Source organism: Paenibacillus sp. tmac-D7 (assembly GCF_006519665.1).
Taxonomy (GTDB): Bacteria; Bacillota; Bacilli; order Paenibacillales; family NBRC-103111; genus Paenibacillus_G; species Paenibacillus_G validus.
Window position 1 is genome coordinate 107,935 of the sequence record NZ_VIDW01000009.1, and the last position, 16,288, is coordinate 124,222.

Here is a 16,288-nt window from a genome sequence, read left to right on the forward strand (position 1 = left end):
AAGGGAAAGGAAGAGGAAGCTTGTTTGCTCGAAGAGAAAGTTTGAAGCAGTACGTTCGGCTGTATCCGGTCACCACGACGCTGATCGCGATTCATTTGCTCCTCATGGCGGCCATGGAAGTGTACGGGTCGTCGAAGGATACCGCCACCTTGCTCCGGTTTGGAGCGATGTTCGATCTTCCCGGTTTGCAGCCGGAACCGTGGCGATACGTATCGTCCATCTTCTTGCATATCGGGTTCGAGCATTTACTGTTTAACAGTTTTGCGCTTTACGTATTCGCGGCGCCGCTTGAACGAATGCTTGGCTCCTGGCGGTATGCGGTTTTCTATTTGATATGCGGGATTATCGGCAACCTGGCCAGTGCGTGGCTGCACACGGATTCCTATGTCGGGGCCGGGGCGTCGGGAGCGATCTACGGCGTGTATGCCGCGTACTTGTACTTGTCGGTTTTCCGCAAGGATCTGATCGACTACCAGTCGAAGCAAACGGTTAGAACGATTGTCATTATCGGGTTCGTCTACTCCATCCTGATTCCGAATGTCGACATCTATGCCCATGGCGGCGGGTTCGTCGGCGGGCTGGCGGTATCGGCTATCTTGACGCTGTTCGTGAAGAAACGGAAAAGCAGGGGGAGTGAGGGAGATCAGAGCGGAACAATTGAAGGAAATTGACCATGGAGCGTTTTAGAATAACAACAGATATGCGAAACTAGCAGTTATTACGGTTTGGGAGACTATCATGTACAAAAAACTAGGTTTGGCGATCCTCTACTTAGGAATTGCCTATCTCATTTACATTTACGGGGATGTCATCCTGGCTTGGTTCCATCCATCTAATCAGGTGGCAGTAGTCATAATTATCGCAACGTTGATGGCCTTATTTCCGGTCATTCCCTATCCTGTTGTCGGGGGCGTGATCGGCGCGGCATATGGCCCTGCCCTAGGAGCGGTTATCACGTGGGCAGGCTCCGCAACGGCTTCGATGCTGATGTTTTTATTTATTCGTTATGGATATCAAGAATGGGGCGTGCGAATATTGCACCGTCACAACAGCCTGGGAAAAATCACGGCGTTGTTCGAACAAAATGCGTTTTTGGCCATTCTCTTTACCCGATTGATTCCGTTCGTTCCTTCTATCCTTGTAAATATATATTCGGCCCTAAGCCGCGTTTCGTTTGCCGCTTATGCCGCTGCTTCCTCCCTGGGCAAAATACCGGCGATGCTGTTGTTTGCTCTGGTGGGGGATCATTTGATGACGGAGCCGGGGAATATCGTGATCACGATTGGCATCTATGGTGTTTTTCTGGGGCTCATTGTCTTGATTTATCATCTGTGGAAAAAAAAACGGGGCTTCGTTCAAGAAAATTGAAACAAGGATAGTCTACCTGCAGCGGCGGCGCATGACCGGCAGTGTGACTATCCTTTTGGCATGATTGGCAGGCACTCAAGGAAAGCTTGGTGCTCAGAATTCAATCGTTCTGAAAGGAATCCACAAGCTTATGGCAAGCAGCAGCCATTGAAATACCGTCTCGCTCATCGATCCCGTATCCACAGCCAGAAATTTGGGAAGTACGCGAACTTTCAATTTCAGCGGCCAGAACAGCTGCACGCCCTTCTCATTGAGTAAATCGATAAGCGGGTGTGAAGCATAGGCGGCGATGAATACCCAGTAATAAAGTACGGGCAAAGGAAGAGCCAGAAGCATCAAAGCCCCGATAAACAGACAGGAATGCGTAACCGTCCTGTGACGTACGTTCAGAATGCGGAGCAGCGCCGACAACGGAAAAAGCACCCTGGCCATCGTCGACCCCTGTTTATCTACATCGGCCAAAGTGCCGGCTAAGCAACCAAGCAGAAGAGCCCCGGCCGCCTCCCAGGATAAAAAAGTCACGTCATGATAAACAAGCGTGATTTCAGCAGCCACGAGCCCTGCCGCGCTGTGTGTTTTTTGTAATATAAAAACTCCTCCTTAGCATATATCCCAAACATGATGCAGAACAGTATAGTTTTCGGATCGTACATCCGATTACGGTAGGTGACAGCAGAAAAAATTCATGGACAGTTTCCGGTACACCCCTGTTTGAAGCCGGATACAAGCCGAGGCGGGCTGTGATATAATGGGGAACGAACTTTGCTTCAACGGTTGGGATAAGGGTTGTTTCCAATTTTCGCGAAAATGGTGATGGGATGGAACAGTTTGGAGCTTGGATCGGTTTGGGGCTGCTGCTGCTGGCCGGCTATGTGCTGCGTCAAAGACACAAGCGCACCGGGCCCCTGGGAAAAGCGCTCTCCAGGCTTCGCGAGCTCACCCGAAGAGTACGGGAGGGAGAGAGCGCGAGCACGGACTTGGCGGAATGGGAGGATAACCTTCGGACGCTCGAAGGTTATCCGAATAACTACAATGAACTGAACATGGAGATTCAATTCATGGTGGCGTTCCGTAAGTTCCTGGAGCAGCATGCTCCGGAGGATGCCAGGATCGAAACGCTGCTGGAGATCGAGCGGCACCGCAAAGATACGATTCTCGGGTTCAACATCCATTTGGATAAATAGCGCAAGCAAGGGTCCCGCAGTTGCTATAGTGCCTCCGGGATCTTTTGCTGTTTGCGGAGTTCAGTCGGCGTGACCGCGATACAATTCCCGAAAAGTCTGTTGGTTTCAAAAAAAAGTAAATGGTAGTGTTTTCATTGGTATTATAGTACAATAACAAATCAAATGACATGTTTTCATCAAAAGAAAGAGTGTAATGCCTATGAAGCCGACCATTTATGACATCGCCAAGGTCGCAGGTGTTTCGACCGCTACTGTTTCCAAGGTTATCAACAACAAGGGAAGAATAAGCGATAGGACGAAGGAGAAAATTTACCAAATCATGGACGAGATGCGATATCGGCCTAATGTACTGGCTTCCGCATTGAAGGGGAAATGCACGTACCAGATCGCACTGCTGATCCCGGATATGGATAACCCGATTTATGCGCAGTACTTGAAGCATATCGAGGATCGCGGGCAAGAACTTGGTTTCAGTATCGTGATGTGCAGTACCGACAATAATCCGGAGAAAGAAGCAAAACATATTACGCTATTAAGGCAAAAGAAGGTCGACGGTTTTATTATCGCTTCAAAATTTAGCAACGAAGAGCTGCTGAGCGAGCTGCTTCAAGATGAAGTTCCCGTCGTGCTCTTTGCGCACGAGCGGCCGGAAATGGCCATCGATAGTGTGACCGTCGACGATTATTGGGGCGGATTTATGGCGACCGAGCATTTGATCTCCCTGAAACACGAAAAAATAGGCGTTATTGCTGACGATTCGATCAGCTGCCGGGAGCGAATCCGCGGGTACACATCGGCTTTGCGCAGTGCCGGGCTTAGCGCGGAGGACAACATGATTGTCATAACCCGCTCCAAAATGGCAGATGCGGAAATCGCCGCCGGAACTTTATTGGATTTGACGGATAGGCCCACTGCGATATTCGGATGTAACGATATCATGGCGATTGGGGTTATGCAAGCGGCCAGAAAACGTCATCTTACAGTCCCGGACGAACTGTCTGTCATCGGCTTCGATAACACACAAATGTGTACAATCGTAGTTCCTGAACTTTCTTCCATTGCGATGCCGGTCCATGAATTGGGGAAAAAAGCAATCGATATGCTGATTGACAAAATTGAACGCCAAGCGAATCTCAAGCAGAACATAAAAATGCCCCCACAGCTCGTGATTCGAAATTCCACCTCGAAGAAAAAGTAAGAAAGCATGGCGAAAATCGGAAATAACCAAGAACTTTGTTGCAAAAAAAGAGCAAATAAATTAAAATGTGCTAAAAAGGTAATCGATTACCCCGAAAAGGAAGCGCTTACTTTAAGGTTGACTGCGCCAAACTGCCGGCAGTGGCAGCAGGATGGTTCAGCAGCATAAAATTCGATCCGGCAGGAGGATGCCTGTTCGTATACCGACAAAATTCTTATGAAAGGGATTGCAAGAAATAAAAGGTTATAGTAAAATGCAGGTAAAGCGCTTAATCTGGTAAATGTTTCTCTGGAATGAGTGCTTTACTTTATAAAGGGTAAAGCGCTTAACCCAATTTACGTAAAGAAGCTTGCAGGCGATGATAAGACGAGTAAGCGGCAGCAAATCGATGCAGGATTCACGAGGTGGCTGGAGAAATGTCCGTCGTCCGCAAGAAGAACGAACCATGAACGCCGTATCCTGAGAACGCTTACATCACACTTTAAGGAGGTGAGGAAAGGAAAGACTGGGAGTTTACACCATCCAGTAAGTGAGTTATAGCGTCTAGTCAGTCACAGGAGAGCGCTTGATCAAACTCGTTGAGGGGGAAGTACTATGAAAAAATTCAGCATGGTCCTATTGTTAAGTTTGGTGTTTGCAATGATCGTTTCCGCTTGTTCTTCCGGCACTAACCAATCCACAGCACCGGATCAAAGCGGGGCCAAGCCTTCCGGTGGTAATGATGCCGCTTCCGGCGGTAAAAAAATCGTGATCGGCGCCGCGCTCCCGGACTTTAGCGACAAGTGGCTAAGCTATCTGCAGGACGGGATGAAGAAATACCAGGCGACTCAGAAAGATGTCGAAGTGACCTACGTTGACGCGCAGAATGATGCGAACAAACAGCTGGCGCAAGTTGAGAATTTCATCTCGCAGAAGGTTAACGCGATTGCGATTGTTCCGGTCGATACGGTATCCATTGTAGACATGGTGGACCGCGCCAATAAAGCCAACATTCCGATCGTCGTTGTGAACCGTTCTTATGATGGTGTGGATAAAGCGACGTCCTACGTTGGTTCCGAATCCATTACGGCGGGCATTATGGAGATGGAAGAAGTGGCCAAGCTGCTGAATAACAAAGGAAATATCGGCATCATGACCGGACAATCGGGGCAGGAAGCGCAAATCAAACGGACTGAAGGAAATAAACAAATCATCAGCAAGAACCCTGAGATGAAATTGGTACTGGAAGGAACGGGTTCCTGGGATCGTGCCAAAGGAATGGCTCTGATGGAGAACTGGTTGAACTCCGGTCAAAAAATCGATGCGGTTGTCTCCAACAACGACGAAATGGCGATCGGCGCGATTATGGCGGCGGAAGCGGCAGGCAAAGCGAAGGACATCGTGTTCGCAGGCGTCGATGCAACCCCGGATGCGCTCGAGTTCGTGAAATCCGGCAAGCTGCATGTCACCGTGTTCCAAAATGCGGACGGCCAAGGCAGGGGCGCATTGGAAACGGCTATTAAAGCGGCAAAAGGCGAGAAGGTAGAAAAGAATGTTTACATTCCTTATGAGCTTGTGACCAAAGCCAACGTGGAAGAGTACATCAAAAAATGGCAGTAATCCAAATACGGGTAGCCTTATAGTTTTATAGTTTCATTCGAACGACATTCAGCGTGGAAGGACACCCCATCCGGGATGTGTCCTTCCGCAACAAGTCTTTAAGCACGATGTTTGGTCTATGAGATGCAGTTCATTCAAGGCTCAACGGCGAAAAGAAAGTCATTTCTTCCACCGAAGGATGCTATTACATATGTAGTCCGTGTTGACGCAAGCCGGACGCGATTTAAAGAAACACATTCATACTGGAGGATAAGCATATGAAAGAAACTGTAATTGTACAGGGCCAAAAACCGGGTCCGCAAGAACGTTCAACGAAGGCGAAAGCTTTGCTCGGTCGTTACGGCATGCTTCTCATATTGATCGGTCTCGTCATTCTCATGTCCTTGCTGTCCCCTACGTTTTTCACCTCAGGCAATATTTTGAACATTATTAGACAGATGTCCGTGGTAGGTATCGTCGCCATCGGCGTGACTATGATCATTATTACGACGGGAATCGACCTGTCTTCCGGATCCGTCATCGCCCTTACGTCCGTCGTCGTCGCCAGCATGTCGCACCCCGGCAGCTTTCCGCTGGCCCTTGCGCTTCTGGTCGGGCTGGCTATCGGAGCGGGCACGGGTCTAATCAGCGGAACGATTATTGCCAAAGGGCGGATTGCTCCATTCATCGTCACTTTGGGCATGATGACAGCAGCTAGAGGAGCCGCCTTGCTGTTTACCGGCGGGAAGCCGATCGGCAATCTTTCCGACTCCTTCAAGTTCATCGGGCAAGGCAGCGTACTAGGAATTCCTATGCCGATTATCATCTTTTTCATTGTGGCTCTTGTGTCCTACATTATTCTGAACAGAACGAAGTTCGGTAAATATATTTATGCGATCGGCGGCAACGAACAAGCGGCTGTGATTGCAGGCGTTAATGTGGAAAAATATAAAATACTGATTTATGGTTATGCCGGCTTGCTGTCCGCGATTGCCGGTATCATTCTGACTTCCCGGATTGCATCCGGTCAGCCGACGGCCGGTATGATGTATGAGCTTGACGCGATCGCTGCAGCCGTTATCGGGGGAACGAGTCTTTCCGGCGGCATCGGTACGATCGGCGGCACGGTTATCGGCGCGCTGATCATCGGGGTCATGAACAACGGGTTGGATTTGCTGAACGTGTCCTCGTACTGGCAGCAAATTTTGAAGGGCGTCATCATCACGGTAGCCGTATTTATCGACTCGAAGAAGAACAAGAAAAAGTAAGAGAATGTCAAGAGATGACTCGGGGAATGACGGGAAAGGGGGGGTTACAAGATGAGAATATCCATTCTGCAAAAACTGCTGGCCGGTTTTCTGGTTATCGCCGTGATCGCCGGTTGTGCGGGTACCATGTATTATCTTTCCTTGAATCGAATCGATCAGTCCCTTTCCAACATCTTAGACCGTCATGCCGTCATGAAGTCTTACGCGGACAACCTCAAATATTACGCAACCACGCAAAACGGTAATTTGAACGCTTATTTATTGACCAAGGATGCCTTCTTTAAGACGGACTTTTCGAATACGAACGCACGCATGGACGAATTGTTCGCGCAGATGAAAAGCGCGCTTGCCGATCCCGCAATGCTGGAGCAGCTGGAGTATACGATCAAACTGAACAAGCAATATAAGGAGAAGGTGGACCGGATATTCGGGCTTCCCAAAGATCAGTTGGAAAGCGCCGTTCAGGAAGCGAAAACCGGTATACTTCCGCTTGGCGTCGTGATTGTCAAGTTCGCCGGGCAGTTGTCCGACAAGCAGGACCAGTTGATGAATGCAGAGAAGGCGGCGAGTCAAACCGTCATCACCGATATTCGCAGGCTGGTCATCTCCGTCAGCGTCATCAATCTCGTGCTGGCTTTAATCATCGGGTATTTCATCTCAAGGATGATCTCGAAGCCGCTGCGCCAGTTGTCGGAGACGGCCAAGTCGATCTCCGGCGGCGATCTTGCGATTGCGGATGTGCAGGCAACGAGGCGGGATGAGCTCGGACAACTGGCTGAAGCTTTCAATCAGATGAAGAACAATTTGCATCATTTGGTCGTAGAAATCAACCAGGGCGCCGGTGAAGTCATCGCTGTATCTAAAGAAGTGTCCGAAGGGACGGAGCAGACGGGGAAAGCTGCCGAGCATGTCGCCGAAATCATGACGCATTTATCGGAGAGCACGGAAAATCAAGTACAGAGCGTGGAAAGCAGCTTGCAAGCTGTTTACGATATGGCCTCGGACATTCGCCGGATCGATCAAAGCAGCCAGCACGCCATGGGAATTGCCGGAAACGCGCTGGAGAAGGCCGTGGAGGGTGACCGTGAGATCAACGGAATCACGAACCAGATGGAAACGATTCAGAAGCTGATGAGTCAGTTAGAGCATACCATGCAAACGTTGAGGGCCAGATCGCGCGAAATCGACGATATTAATAAAGTGATTTCTTCGATTGCGACGCAAACGAATCTGCTTTCATTAAATGCGGGGATTGAAGCGGCAAGAGCGGGAGAGCACGGGCGTGGATTCGCGGTCATCACCTCGGAAATCCGCAAACTGTCGCAGCAGACGAATGATTCGGCGGGACGGGTAACCGAGCTTGTGACCGGCATTCAAACGGAGACGATGTTCGCGGTCCAATCCGTTGAAGAGATGGTCGTGGAGGTTTCCAGAGGGATCAACGCCTCGACGGCCGTCGGAGACCTGTTCGGCGGAATCCGAGATTTGGTTCAGGATACGACGGAACAAATCCGCGACGTCTCGGAATCGCTGCGCCACTTATCGAACCATTCGGAGAAAATCGTCCAATCGGTGGAGCAAATATCGGGCTTCTCGGAGACGATAGCAACCGGGACACAAAGTGTAACGGCGGTTACGGAGGAACAGCTGGCATTTCTTCAGCAAAATACGGCCCATGCAAACACGCTGTATGCCATGGCCGAGAAACTGCACCGAACGGTTCATCAATTCAGAGTCTGAAATCCAAACGAGGTGATTATGATGGCCAACGATTACATATTGGAACTGGAGCATATTACCAAAACGTTCCCTGGTGTGAAAGCGCTGGACGACATCCAGTTGAAAGTCCGAAAAGGCACGGTTCATGCCTTGATGGGAGAGAACGGTGCGGGCAAATCGACGCTGATGAAAATCATCTTCGGCATTTATACGCCCGATCAGGGAACGGTGAAATTCAAAGGTCAGGAAATCAAGCTGTCCGGATCGAAGGATGCGCTGAGCCGGGGCATTTCGATGATTCATCAGGAACTGAGCCCGATCCCGCAGATGACGGTAGCGGAAAATATTTATTTGGGGCGGGAAACGACGACAGGATTCGGATGGCTCGACAAGAAAAAAATGGTGGAGGATACCCGCAAGCTGTTTGAAACGTTGAAAATCGATATCGATCCGAACGCCAAAATGATTGATCTCAGCATCGCCAACACGCAAATGGTGGAGATTGCCACGGCGGTTTCTTACAACGCGGATTTGATCATTATGGACGAACCGACGTCCGCTATTACCGATAAAGAGGTTGAACAGCTGTTCGCCATTATCGGATCGCTCAAGGCCAAAGGAGTTTCCATTATCTATATTTCGCACAAGATGGATGAAATTTTCCGGATTTGCGACGACATTACCGTGTTCAGAGACGGTCAATATGTCGGCACCAAAGCGGCGAAAGAGCTGGACCAGGAATCGCTGATCCAAATGATGGTCGGTCGGGAGATCAAGCAGGTGTTTCATAAGGAAGATGCGGATATCGGGGAAGTTGTGCTGTCCGTCAAAAACCTGTCGCGCGAAGGCAAGTTTAACAACATCAGCTTTGATGTAAGAAAAGGAGAGATTCTGGGTATTGCCGGATTGATGGGCGCAGGAAGGACCGAGGTCATCGAGAGCATCTTCGGCATTCACCCGCCTGATGCCGGCGAAATCTACATCAACGGGGTCAAGGTGAGCATCCGTTCTCCCCGGGATGCGATTAAACACAAGATCGGCTTATTGACGGAGGACCGCAAAATTACGGGAGCCTTCCTGCCTATCTCGATCCGGGATAATATGATCATCTCCAGCATCGACAGCTATTTGAATAGAGGCGGTTTTATTAAGAGAAAGCTCGTCACCGACATGTGCAACTTGTTCGTTGAACGGCTGAGCATCAAAACGCCGAGTCTGGATCAGCTCATCATGAATTTAAGCGGAGGCAACCAGCAAAAAGTGCTGCTCGCAAGATGGCTGTTGAACAACCCGGACATTCTCATTCTGGATGAACCGACACGGGGGATCGACGTCGGAGCTAAATCCGAAATTCATAAGCTGATGTCCAGATTGGCGCAGACGGGAAAAGCGATTATCATGATTTCTTCCGAGCTCCCGGAAGTGTTGGGCATGAGCGACAGAGTCGTCGTTATGCATGAAGGGCGCAAGAAGGGCGAGCTCAGCCGCGCGGAAGCGAATCAGGAAAAAATTATGGAATTGGCGTACAGTTAACGATTGAAGAAGACAGATACTTGTAGAAAGCGGTGGCTCCTGTGAAAATAGCTTTTAATCAAGCGACAACGATGAAGTATTCGACATTGCAGCAGGACTTGGAGGTTTGCGAGAAATACGGATACGATCTGATCGAAATCCGCTTGGATAAACTGAAGGCGTACTTGGAGAATCATACGGTAGAGGAGCTCAAGCAGTTTTTTGAGCGGAATCGCATTAAACCGTATGCCTTCAACGCGTTGGAGTATATCAACCATAGAGACGAACCGGGATATCGGCAAATCAAGGACGATCTGAAGTTTCTTTGCGAAGTGGGCAAGGTCATCGATTGCAAGACGATTATCGTCGTTCCGACCTTTGATATCGGGGACTATACGAAGAGTCAAATTAAAGAGGAAACCGTGAAAGTCCTCCATGAATTGGCCGATATCGCGCAAGCCTACGATACGAGGCTCGCGCTGGAATTTGTAGGGTATCCGAACTGCTCGGTTAATACGTTCGGTCAAGCGTACGACATCGTGGAAGCCGTCAACCGGAACGATGTCGGCGTGGTGCTGGACTGCTTTCACTTTCATGCGATGAATTCCAAAATCGAAGATTTGCAGCGGGCGGAGCCTTCCAAAATTTTTGTGTTTCATATTGACGATTGCGAAGATTTGCCGGTTGGCGCGCTGCGCGACCATCACCGGGTGATGCCTGGGGAAGGCGCGGTAAACCTGGACTTACTCCTGCGCACTTTGAAGGATATCGGCTACAGTGAGATGGTTTCCGTCGAGCTGTTCAGACCGGAATACTGGGAGTGGGATATCGAAAAAACGATTCGTGTGGCTAAAGAGTCCACCGAGAAAGCGATCAAAGCTTATTTCTAGCGGTTCGCAGGACGGATCGGGACGGATCGGTGTACTCACTCGCACAGCGCTGGTATGCGCTAAACAGGCAGGCAGCCCGATAAGGGCTGCCTCGTTTTTTTTATTGGATACCGTCAAAGCTTAGACGTAACTATATTGGGCCCTTACAGAAGCGGTAATTTTCAATTGTCCGGGTTGGATCGGCGTAGGTGCGGTTGCCGCGTAATGTAAGGCCTGATAAGGGACCGGTTCCCGTGTACGAGCTTCTTCTTGAATGTTGTCCGGATATTTCACAAGCGTGACGGCTAACGTTGTCGCAATGGTCATGGCCTTGCTTTCGGCATTTTTAACGGCTAACGACAGGGCCTGATGATAATAAGCGGCCGGGTGCGCCATTGAAAATTGAATGTTTAAGACGGAATTAGCGCCATGTTCAACAGCCGTATCGACAACAAGTCCTGTCCGGTCTATTTGATCCAGGGTAATTTGAAGCAGATGTGTCACGCGATAACCGGTAAAGATTTGCTTCCCATCCTCATAGGAATACTGCATCTCGATCCTGTAAGCGACGGTTTGTATACGTTCCTTCGGAATGTTTAGCTGCAGCAGGGAGTTTATAACATCTGTAACGGTGGCTGCATTTTCCCTTTGGGCAATCCGCAAGCTTGTGTTTTCGGTGATTGCGCCAAGTTCTATAACGGCTCTGTCGGGAGCGGCAGAAACCGTTCCTTCGCCAGAGACTTCAATAATATGGCGGTTATTGCGATACAAGGAAGCAGGCGCCGGAGGAGCTGGAGACAACGGTTGATTATAGTACATAAGCCAACACCACCTCGTCAATCATTTATTTCTGCTGTGCGGTTATGACAACGTTAAAACAATCCAGGCACCCTTAAGACTATCTACATATAGATAACATGCAGCATAAACTAAAGAGAAGGGTGATAGTTATTGATAACTCACGGCATCTCGAATCAGACAGAGCCGCCACAATTTTCGGTCAGTCAGAACGGTCCTATTCAAGTGATTTGTTCCTCGACTCCCGTCACAGAAACCGCGCTCATTACGTTTGAAGGCGGAGGGAATGTGCAGCCACTTCCCGTACCGGTTCCGGCGTGTTTCACCACGGCGCTCTTTTCACCGCAATGGTTGACATTGATTGAAGCCGGGGCCGGAGGGACAGGGAATTTTTCGAATGAGCCTTCGCCCGTAACCATCATTTTTACTCCGGCTAGCAACCAAGCAGACATCACATTCGGCAATCCCCTATCTGAGGTTAACTTTTTCTACACATCGGCCACTCCGCTTACGATTAACGCCTTTGACGCCAACAATAATCTTGTTGCCACCGCAACGGGGCCTTCAAACGCACCGCCGTTTAATGTGTTCTCCCCTCTGGGTGTCAACGCCGGTTTCAATCGGATTACAAGAATTACCGTTATCGGAGCGGCGAATCAATTCGGAATCGATAACCTTACGTTGACACGTATCCGGGAATACTTTACAATGCAGGCCCAAATGATGTCCACACCGTAACGGCCAGTCCCGGGAATCGCAGCAGGATGGCTTGCGCCGCCATGAGGCGGATGAAGAAGGCTAATTTCCGGCAGCTGCGGCTGCTTGGAATTAGCCTTTGTTTGGTTGGGAGCGTTCAGGTGAACATATATCGAATAAGTCGAGCTGTTTTTCGGCCTCCGGGAATCCTGATAAGTAATACGGATCGACGAGGCCGGTTTCGTTTTTGCGGTCTATCCATGAACTGTCCTAGTGTCATTGTCTCTTTACTCATGTGGATCACCCCGTGATTAGTTGTCTGTAAGTATATGCGGCGATCACTTCGTCCTATGTATAGGCAAGCCGAGACTGCGTCCAGTCAGGCGGACCGGCTCCGGGCGTCACGTGAGTTGGCGGTGAAGCTATGCGGGACCGCGTAAAAAGATGTTTGTGAGAATTGCCGAAATTTGAGCAAGTACATATGGAAGGATATACAAATAAAAGAAAAAGATACAATTTATCATTGAACATGTAAGTGCTTTCATTTACAATTAAACCCATCATACTTAGTTAGTCATTTTAACTAAGTAAGTTCTGCCGACGAAAGGCGGTGAACCAAGCTGCATTGAGAACGAGAGGTCAAACGGGAAATACCAAATTCGTGAAACAGATGAATCGTGAAGGCATTCTTTATCAGCTGAAGCAGAAAAGAATGTCCCGAGCGGAGCTCGCTGCGGAGACGAAATTGAGCCGTCCGTGCATCTCTTCTCTGGTGGATGAGATGATCGGCGAAGGACTGATCCGGGAAATTGGGACGGGACAGTCTCGGGGAGGCCGCAAGCCCGTTCTGCTGGAATACAATTCGCAGGCGTATGCGGTCGTTGGCGCTGTGTATGAGGGCAACTGCATCCACATGGCGATTGCCGATCTGCATGGGCACATCCTGTCCCGTTATCAAGCCCGCTTGAAGCCGCCTGCCGACGGGGAAAAGGCGCTTGCCGCTTTGGAAGCCGGACTGACGAAGCTGCTGGGGCAATGTTCTTTTGAGAGGAGCCAACTGCACGGCATCGGGATCGGGCTGCCTGGCATAACCGAGCGCAACAAAGGCACGATTTCCTTCGCGCCCAGCACAGGGTGGATGGGGCAGCCAGTCCGGCAGGCATTGGAGGAGAGATTGGGACTTCCCGTATTTATTGACAATGACGTTAATATGATGACCATAGGTGAATTTTATCAAGGCGCCGGTCGGGGAGCGAAGAACCTCATCCAGATTTATGTCGGCTCGGGCATCGGCGCAGGCATCGTCATTAACGGGCAGCTGTACAGGGGAAGCAAGGAGGCCGCCGGCGAGATCGGGTACATGATGATTGGCCCATTCCGCAACCGCAGCCAAAGAGAATACGGCGTGTTCGAGAGCAATTTCGGCGTACCTGGCATCTTGTCCAAGGCACAGCCCTTGCTGCCTTCATGGGAGGAAGGAGCGCCTATTCTTCCTCAGCTTCAGGCGGCGGCTGCGGAAGGCCATCCGGAGGCGCGCGCCCTTCTGCAAGATACCTACCGGCACTGGGCGTTCGGCATGGCCAATGTGGCCAGCATTATGGATCCGGAACTGCTGGTTCTCGGCGGAGAAATGATCCATCTCGATGAACAAGGGCTCCAAACGATTCAAGAGCTATTGTCCCGTCTCATTCCCGTCGTGCCGGTAATCAAGACGGCATCGCTTGGCGATCAGGCGGGCATTATCGGCGCGGTCCATTGCGTGCTTGAATCGTTTCCGAACCATAGGTCCTGGAGTGAATAAAACTTAAGGGGGAATTCGAATTGAATTTTGGAGTAGGAAAAGCAGCAAAATGGTTTAACGGCATGCTTGTCAGCTCGCTCGTTCTTGCTTTAGCCGCCTGCAGCGGGGGCGGGGCAAGCGTACAGCCGGCAGAAAAACCGGCGGAGAAGCCCGCCGAGAAACCGGCCGATCCGCCGAAGCCGGCTGAAGCGAAGAAGCTGGTTATTTATACGGCCAGGGATAAAACGGTCGTGGATGAAATCGTCCCCAAATTCAAAGAGCAGAACCCGGGCGTCGAGGTGGAAGTGTTGACGATGGGCGCGCAGCAGGTTCTGGAGCGCGTTCGTGGAGAAAAAGCGAACCCGCAGGGCGATTTCTGGTGGGGCGGTACGCAATCCATGTTTATGACAGCGGCCGACGAAGATTTGTTGGCGGCCTACAAGCCAACCTTTGCGGGTACGGTTCCGGCTCAGTACAAGGACGGCAAAGACCGCTGGTACGGCGAGATGCTGCTTCCGGAAGTCATCATGTACAACCCGCAAATGTTGAAAAAAGAAGATGCGCCGAAAGATTGGGATGACCTGCTCGATCCCAAATATAAAGGAAAAATTTTGATTCGCGGCGTGCTCGCCTCCGGAACGATGCGTACGATTTACTCCGCGATGATTTTCAGACAGGGTGCCGGCGACCCGGCCAAAGGCTACGAATGGCTGAAGAAGCTGGATGTCAACACGAAAGAATATACCCAGGACCCTACGAATCTTTACTTGAAAATGGCTCGCCAGGAAGGCTCGCTTTCGTTGTGGAATCTGCAGGACATCATGATTCAAAAGGAGACGAAAAATCAGCCGTTTGACTTCATCTATCCGGCCAGCGGAGCTCCGATCCTGGTGGATGGCGTAGGCATCATCAAGGGCAGCAAAAACGAAGAAATTGCCAAGAAGTTCTATGAGTTCCTGTTCGAACCGAAGCTTCGTTCGGAGCTTGCGGAGAAGCTGTTCCAAATTCCTACACGCAGTGATATCAGTAAAGATACGCTCCCGGCGTGGCTGAAAGGCATTGAACTCAAGCCGATGGAACTGGACTGGGCAACGATGGCCGCCAAGGAAAAGGAATGGATGGACTATTGGGATCAAAACATTAAAGGCAAAGGCGCAAAATAAAGGGCATGCGGGCGGAGTGAAAGCTCCGCCCCAACATTCCAGCCGGGGGGTTACCGTTTTGATTGATGTGACTTTGGAGCATGTAGGCAAGCTGTTCGGCACGGTCAAGGGCGTGGACGACGTCCATATCCAAATTAAGCCGGGGGAATTTTTCACGTTTCTGGGACCGAGCGGCTGCGGCAAAACGACGACGCTGCGTATGATCGCGGGCTTCTACATCCCCAGCTCGGGCCGAATTTTGTTCGGCAACCGCGAGGTCACGGGGCTGCCTCCCCACAAACGCAATACCGGCATGGTGTTTCAAAACTACGCGCTATTCCCCCATTTGACGGTGTTTGAGAATATTGCCTTCGGTCTGCAAGTCCGCAAAAAATCGAAAGCCGAAATTAAGGAAAAAGTGGAACAAGCTCAAAGATTGGTTCATCTTGAAGGATACGGCAGCCGCCGAATCGACCAGCTGTCGGGGGGCCAGCAGCAGCGTGTCGCTTTAGCGCGCGCATTAGTCATCGAGCCGCAAATCTTGCTGCTTGACGAACCCTTGTCCAATTTGGACGCCAAGCTAAGGGAAGAAACCAGACTCGAAATCAAGAGGCTTCAGCTGGAGCTCGGCATCACGACGATATACGTCACGCACGACCAATCCGAAGCGATGTCCATGTCGGACCGCATTATGGTCATGCAAGGCGGAGTCGTGCAGCAGATCGGAAGCCCTCAAGACATATATAACAAGCCCGTCAACCGGTTTGTCGCTTCGTTTATCGGCGAGACCAATCTATGGGAGGGAACGGTGGAACGGGTGGAGGACGGAGAAGCCTGCGTGCGCTTGACTCCGGATACGGTCATCCGGGGTTACTGCCGGAACGCATCCTCCGGGAACGTCATCCGACCGGGCTCCCGGATTACCGTTTCCGTCCGCCCGGAACGAATTCGCGAAGCGGATGCCGGTTCCGCGGGTGAGACGAATACGGTTCAAGGCGATGTGGTGATCTCCGAGTTTACCGGAGTCAGTATGAATTATATAACGGAAACCGGCTTCGGCCCGTTGAAGGCGATGTTCCTGGGTCAAGGACACAATCTGAAGGCAAGCGGCGACCGGGTTTTCTTGATCATCCCGAAAGAGAGCGTCTATTTCTTAAATGACGGGAGGGAGTGACT

Annotated in this window: 16 protein-coding genes; 14 read left to right on the forward strand and 2 right to left on the reverse strand. The window is 50.6% G+C overall.

Going from position 1 to position 16,288, the window contains the following annotated elements; all coding sequences use genetic code 11:
• Positions 1 to 20: 20 nt before the first annotated feature.
• Both FKP33_RS09035 and FKP33_RS09040 read left to right on the forward strand, forming a co-directional pair.
• Positions 21 to 671 carry a rhomboid family intramembrane serine protease gene (locus FKP33_RS09035; RefSeq protein WP_127606451.1) on the forward strand — a complete coding sequence of 217 codons (651 nt, stop codon included), beginning with the start codon at positions 21 to 23 and terminating at the stop codon, positions 669 to 671.
• A gap of 67 nt (positions 672 to 738) precedes the next feature.
• Positions 739 to 1,368: a TVP38/TMEM64 family protein gene (locus FKP33_RS09040; protein WP_141334625.1), complete on the forward strand. Its 630-nt coding sequence runs from the start codon at positions 739 to 741 to the stop codon at positions 1,366 to 1,368.
• A 93-nt stretch (positions 1,369 to 1,461) separates the two neighbouring features.
• On the opposite strand, the gene FKP33_RS09045 is transcribed toward FKP33_RS09040, so the two are convergent.
• Positions 1,462 to 1,956, reverse strand: coding sequence for a metal-dependent hydrolase (locus tag FKP33_RS09045; RefSeq protein WP_127606447.1), 495 nt, complete (start codon positions 1,954 to 1,956; stop codon positions 1,462 to 1,464).
• Between the two features lie 230 nt (positions 1,957 to 2,186).
• Here FKP33_RS09045 and FKP33_RS09050 point away from each other — a divergent pair, with 230 nt between their 5' ends.
• The 8 genes from FKP33_RS09050 (at position 2,187) to FKP33_RS09080 (ending at position 10,717) form a co-directional block, all read left to right on the forward strand.
• A complete protein-coding gene (locus tag FKP33_RS09050) occupies positions 2,187 to 2,552 on the forward strand; it encodes a hypothetical protein (RefSeq protein ID WP_054795414.1) in 366 nt (121 codons plus the stop codon).
• A 199-nt stretch (positions 2,553 to 2,751) separates the two neighbouring features.
• Positions 2,752 to 3,750, forward strand: coding sequence for a LacI family DNA-binding transcriptional regulator (locus tag FKP33_RS09055; protein ID WP_127606445.1), 999 nt, complete (start codon positions 2,752 to 2,754; stop codon positions 3,748 to 3,750).
• A gap of 6 nt (positions 3,751 to 3,756) precedes the next feature.
• Positions 3,757 to 3,918, forward strand: coding sequence for a hypothetical protein (locus tag FKP33_RS27065; protein WP_181410094.1), 162 nt, complete (start codon positions 3,757 to 3,759; stop codon positions 3,916 to 3,918).
• 426 nt (positions 3,919 to 4,344) lie between these two features.
• On the forward strand, positions 4,345 to 5,349 hold the full coding sequence (locus FKP33_RS09060) for a sugar ABC transporter substrate-binding protein (protein WP_127606443.1): 1,005 nt from the start codon (positions 4,345 to 4,347) through the stop codon (positions 5,347 to 5,349).
• Positions 5,350 to 5,606: 257 nt separating this feature from the next.
• Positions 5,607 to 6,596 (forward strand): ABC transporter permease, encoded by a 990-nt coding sequence (locus tag FKP33_RS09065; RefSeq protein ID WP_127606441.1) that lies wholly within the window; start codon positions 5,607 to 5,609, stop codon positions 6,594 to 6,596.
• 51 nt (positions 6,597 to 6,647) lie between these two features.
• Entirely contained in the window at positions 6,648 to 8,336 is a 1,689-nt protein-coding gene (locus FKP33_RS09070; RefSeq protein WP_127606439.1) for a methyl-accepting chemotaxis protein, read from the forward strand.
• A gap of 21 nt (positions 8,337 to 8,357) precedes the next feature.
• Positions 8,358 to 9,848, forward strand: a complete 1,491-nt coding sequence (locus FKP33_RS09075; protein ID WP_127606437.1) for a sugar ABC transporter ATP-binding protein — start codon at positions 8,358 to 8,360, stop codon at positions 9,846 to 9,848.
• A 41-nt stretch (positions 9,849 to 9,889) separates the two neighbouring features.
• Positions 9,890 to 10,717 carry a sugar phosphate isomerase/epimerase family protein gene (locus FKP33_RS09080; RefSeq protein WP_127606435.1) on the forward strand — a complete coding sequence of 276 codons (828 nt, stop codon included), beginning with the start codon at positions 9,890 to 9,892 and terminating at the stop codon, positions 10,715 to 10,717.
• A 120-nt stretch (positions 10,718 to 10,837) separates the two neighbouring features.
• Here the strand turns inward: FKP33_RS09080 and FKP33_RS09085 are convergent, their stop codons facing one another.
• Positions 10,838 to 11,515: an SIMPL domain-containing protein gene (locus FKP33_RS09085; RefSeq protein ID WP_127606433.1), complete on the reverse strand. Its 678-nt coding sequence runs from the start codon at positions 11,513 to 11,515 to the stop codon at positions 10,838 to 10,840.
• A 132-nt stretch (positions 11,516 to 11,647) separates the two neighbouring features.
• Here FKP33_RS09085 and FKP33_RS09090 point away from each other — a divergent pair, with 132 nt between their 5' ends.
• The 4 genes from FKP33_RS09090 to FKP33_RS09105 all read left to right on the forward strand — a co-directional run bounded on the left by FKP33_RS09090 (position 11,648) and on the right by FKP33_RS09105 (position 16,286).
• Complete coding sequence (locus FKP33_RS09090) at positions 11,648 to 12,232, forward strand: hypothetical protein (protein ID WP_127606431.1); 585 nt, start codon at positions 11,648 to 11,650, stop codon at positions 12,230 to 12,232.
• Between the two features lie 628 nt (positions 12,233 to 12,860).
• Positions 12,861 to 13,991: an ROK family transcriptional regulator gene (locus FKP33_RS09095; protein WP_372813946.1), complete on the forward strand. Its 1,131-nt coding sequence runs from the start codon at positions 12,861 to 12,863 to the stop codon at positions 13,989 to 13,991.
• Between the two features lie 20 nt (positions 13,992 to 14,011).
• Complete coding sequence (locus tag FKP33_RS09100) at positions 14,012 to 15,133, forward strand: extracellular solute-binding protein (protein WP_461752155.1); 1,122 nt, start codon at positions 14,012 to 14,014, stop codon at positions 15,131 to 15,133.
• Positions 15,134 to 15,191: 58 nt separating this feature from the next.
• A complete protein-coding gene (locus FKP33_RS09105; RefSeq protein ID WP_141334629.1) occupies positions 15,192 to 16,286 on the forward strand; it encodes an ABC transporter ATP-binding protein in 1,095 nt (364 codons plus the stop codon).
• Positions 16,287 to 16,288: the final 2 nt, after the last annotated feature.

Bases quoted from the DNA above. Each gene is read 5' to 3' on its own strand.
- FKP33_RS09040 (WP_141334625.1), top strand. From the start codon at position 739: ATGTACAAAAAACTAGGTTTGGCGATCCTCTACTTAGGAATTGCCTAT.
- FKP33_RS09075 (WP_127606437.1), top strand. From the start codon at position 8,358: ATGGCCAACGATTACATATTGGAACTGGAGCATATTACCAAAACGTTC.
- FKP33_RS09085 (WP_127606433.1), bottom strand. From the start codon at position 11,515: ATGTACTATAATCAACCGTTGTCTCCAGCTCCTCCGGCGCCTGCTTCC.
- FKP33_RS09050 (WP_054795414.1), top strand. From the start codon at position 2,187: ATGGAACAGTTTGGAGCTTGGATCGGTTTGGGGCTGCTGCTGCTGGCC.
- FKP33_RS09065 (WP_127606441.1), top strand. From the start codon at position 5,607: ATGAAAGAAACTGTAATTGTACAGGGCCAAAAACCGGGTCCGCAAGAA.
- FKP33_RS27065 (WP_181410094.1), top strand. From the start codon at position 3,757: ATGGCGAAAATCGGAAATAACCAAGAACTTTGTTGCAAAAAAAGAGCA.
- FKP33_RS09095 (WP_372813946.1), top strand. From the start codon at position 12,861: ATGAATCGTGAAGGCATTCTTTATCAGCTGAAGCAGAAAAGAATGTCC.
- FKP33_RS09070 (WP_127606439.1), top strand. From the start codon at position 6,648: ATGAGAATATCCATTCTGCAAAAACTGCTGGCCGGTTTTCTGGTTATC.
- FKP33_RS09055 (WP_127606445.1), top strand. From the start codon at position 2,752: ATGAAGCCGACCATTTATGACATCGCCAAGGTCGCAGGTGTTTCGACC.
- FKP33_RS09060 (WP_127606443.1), top strand. From the start codon at position 4,345: ATGAAAAAATTCAGCATGGTCCTATTGTTAAGTTTGGTGTTTGCAATG.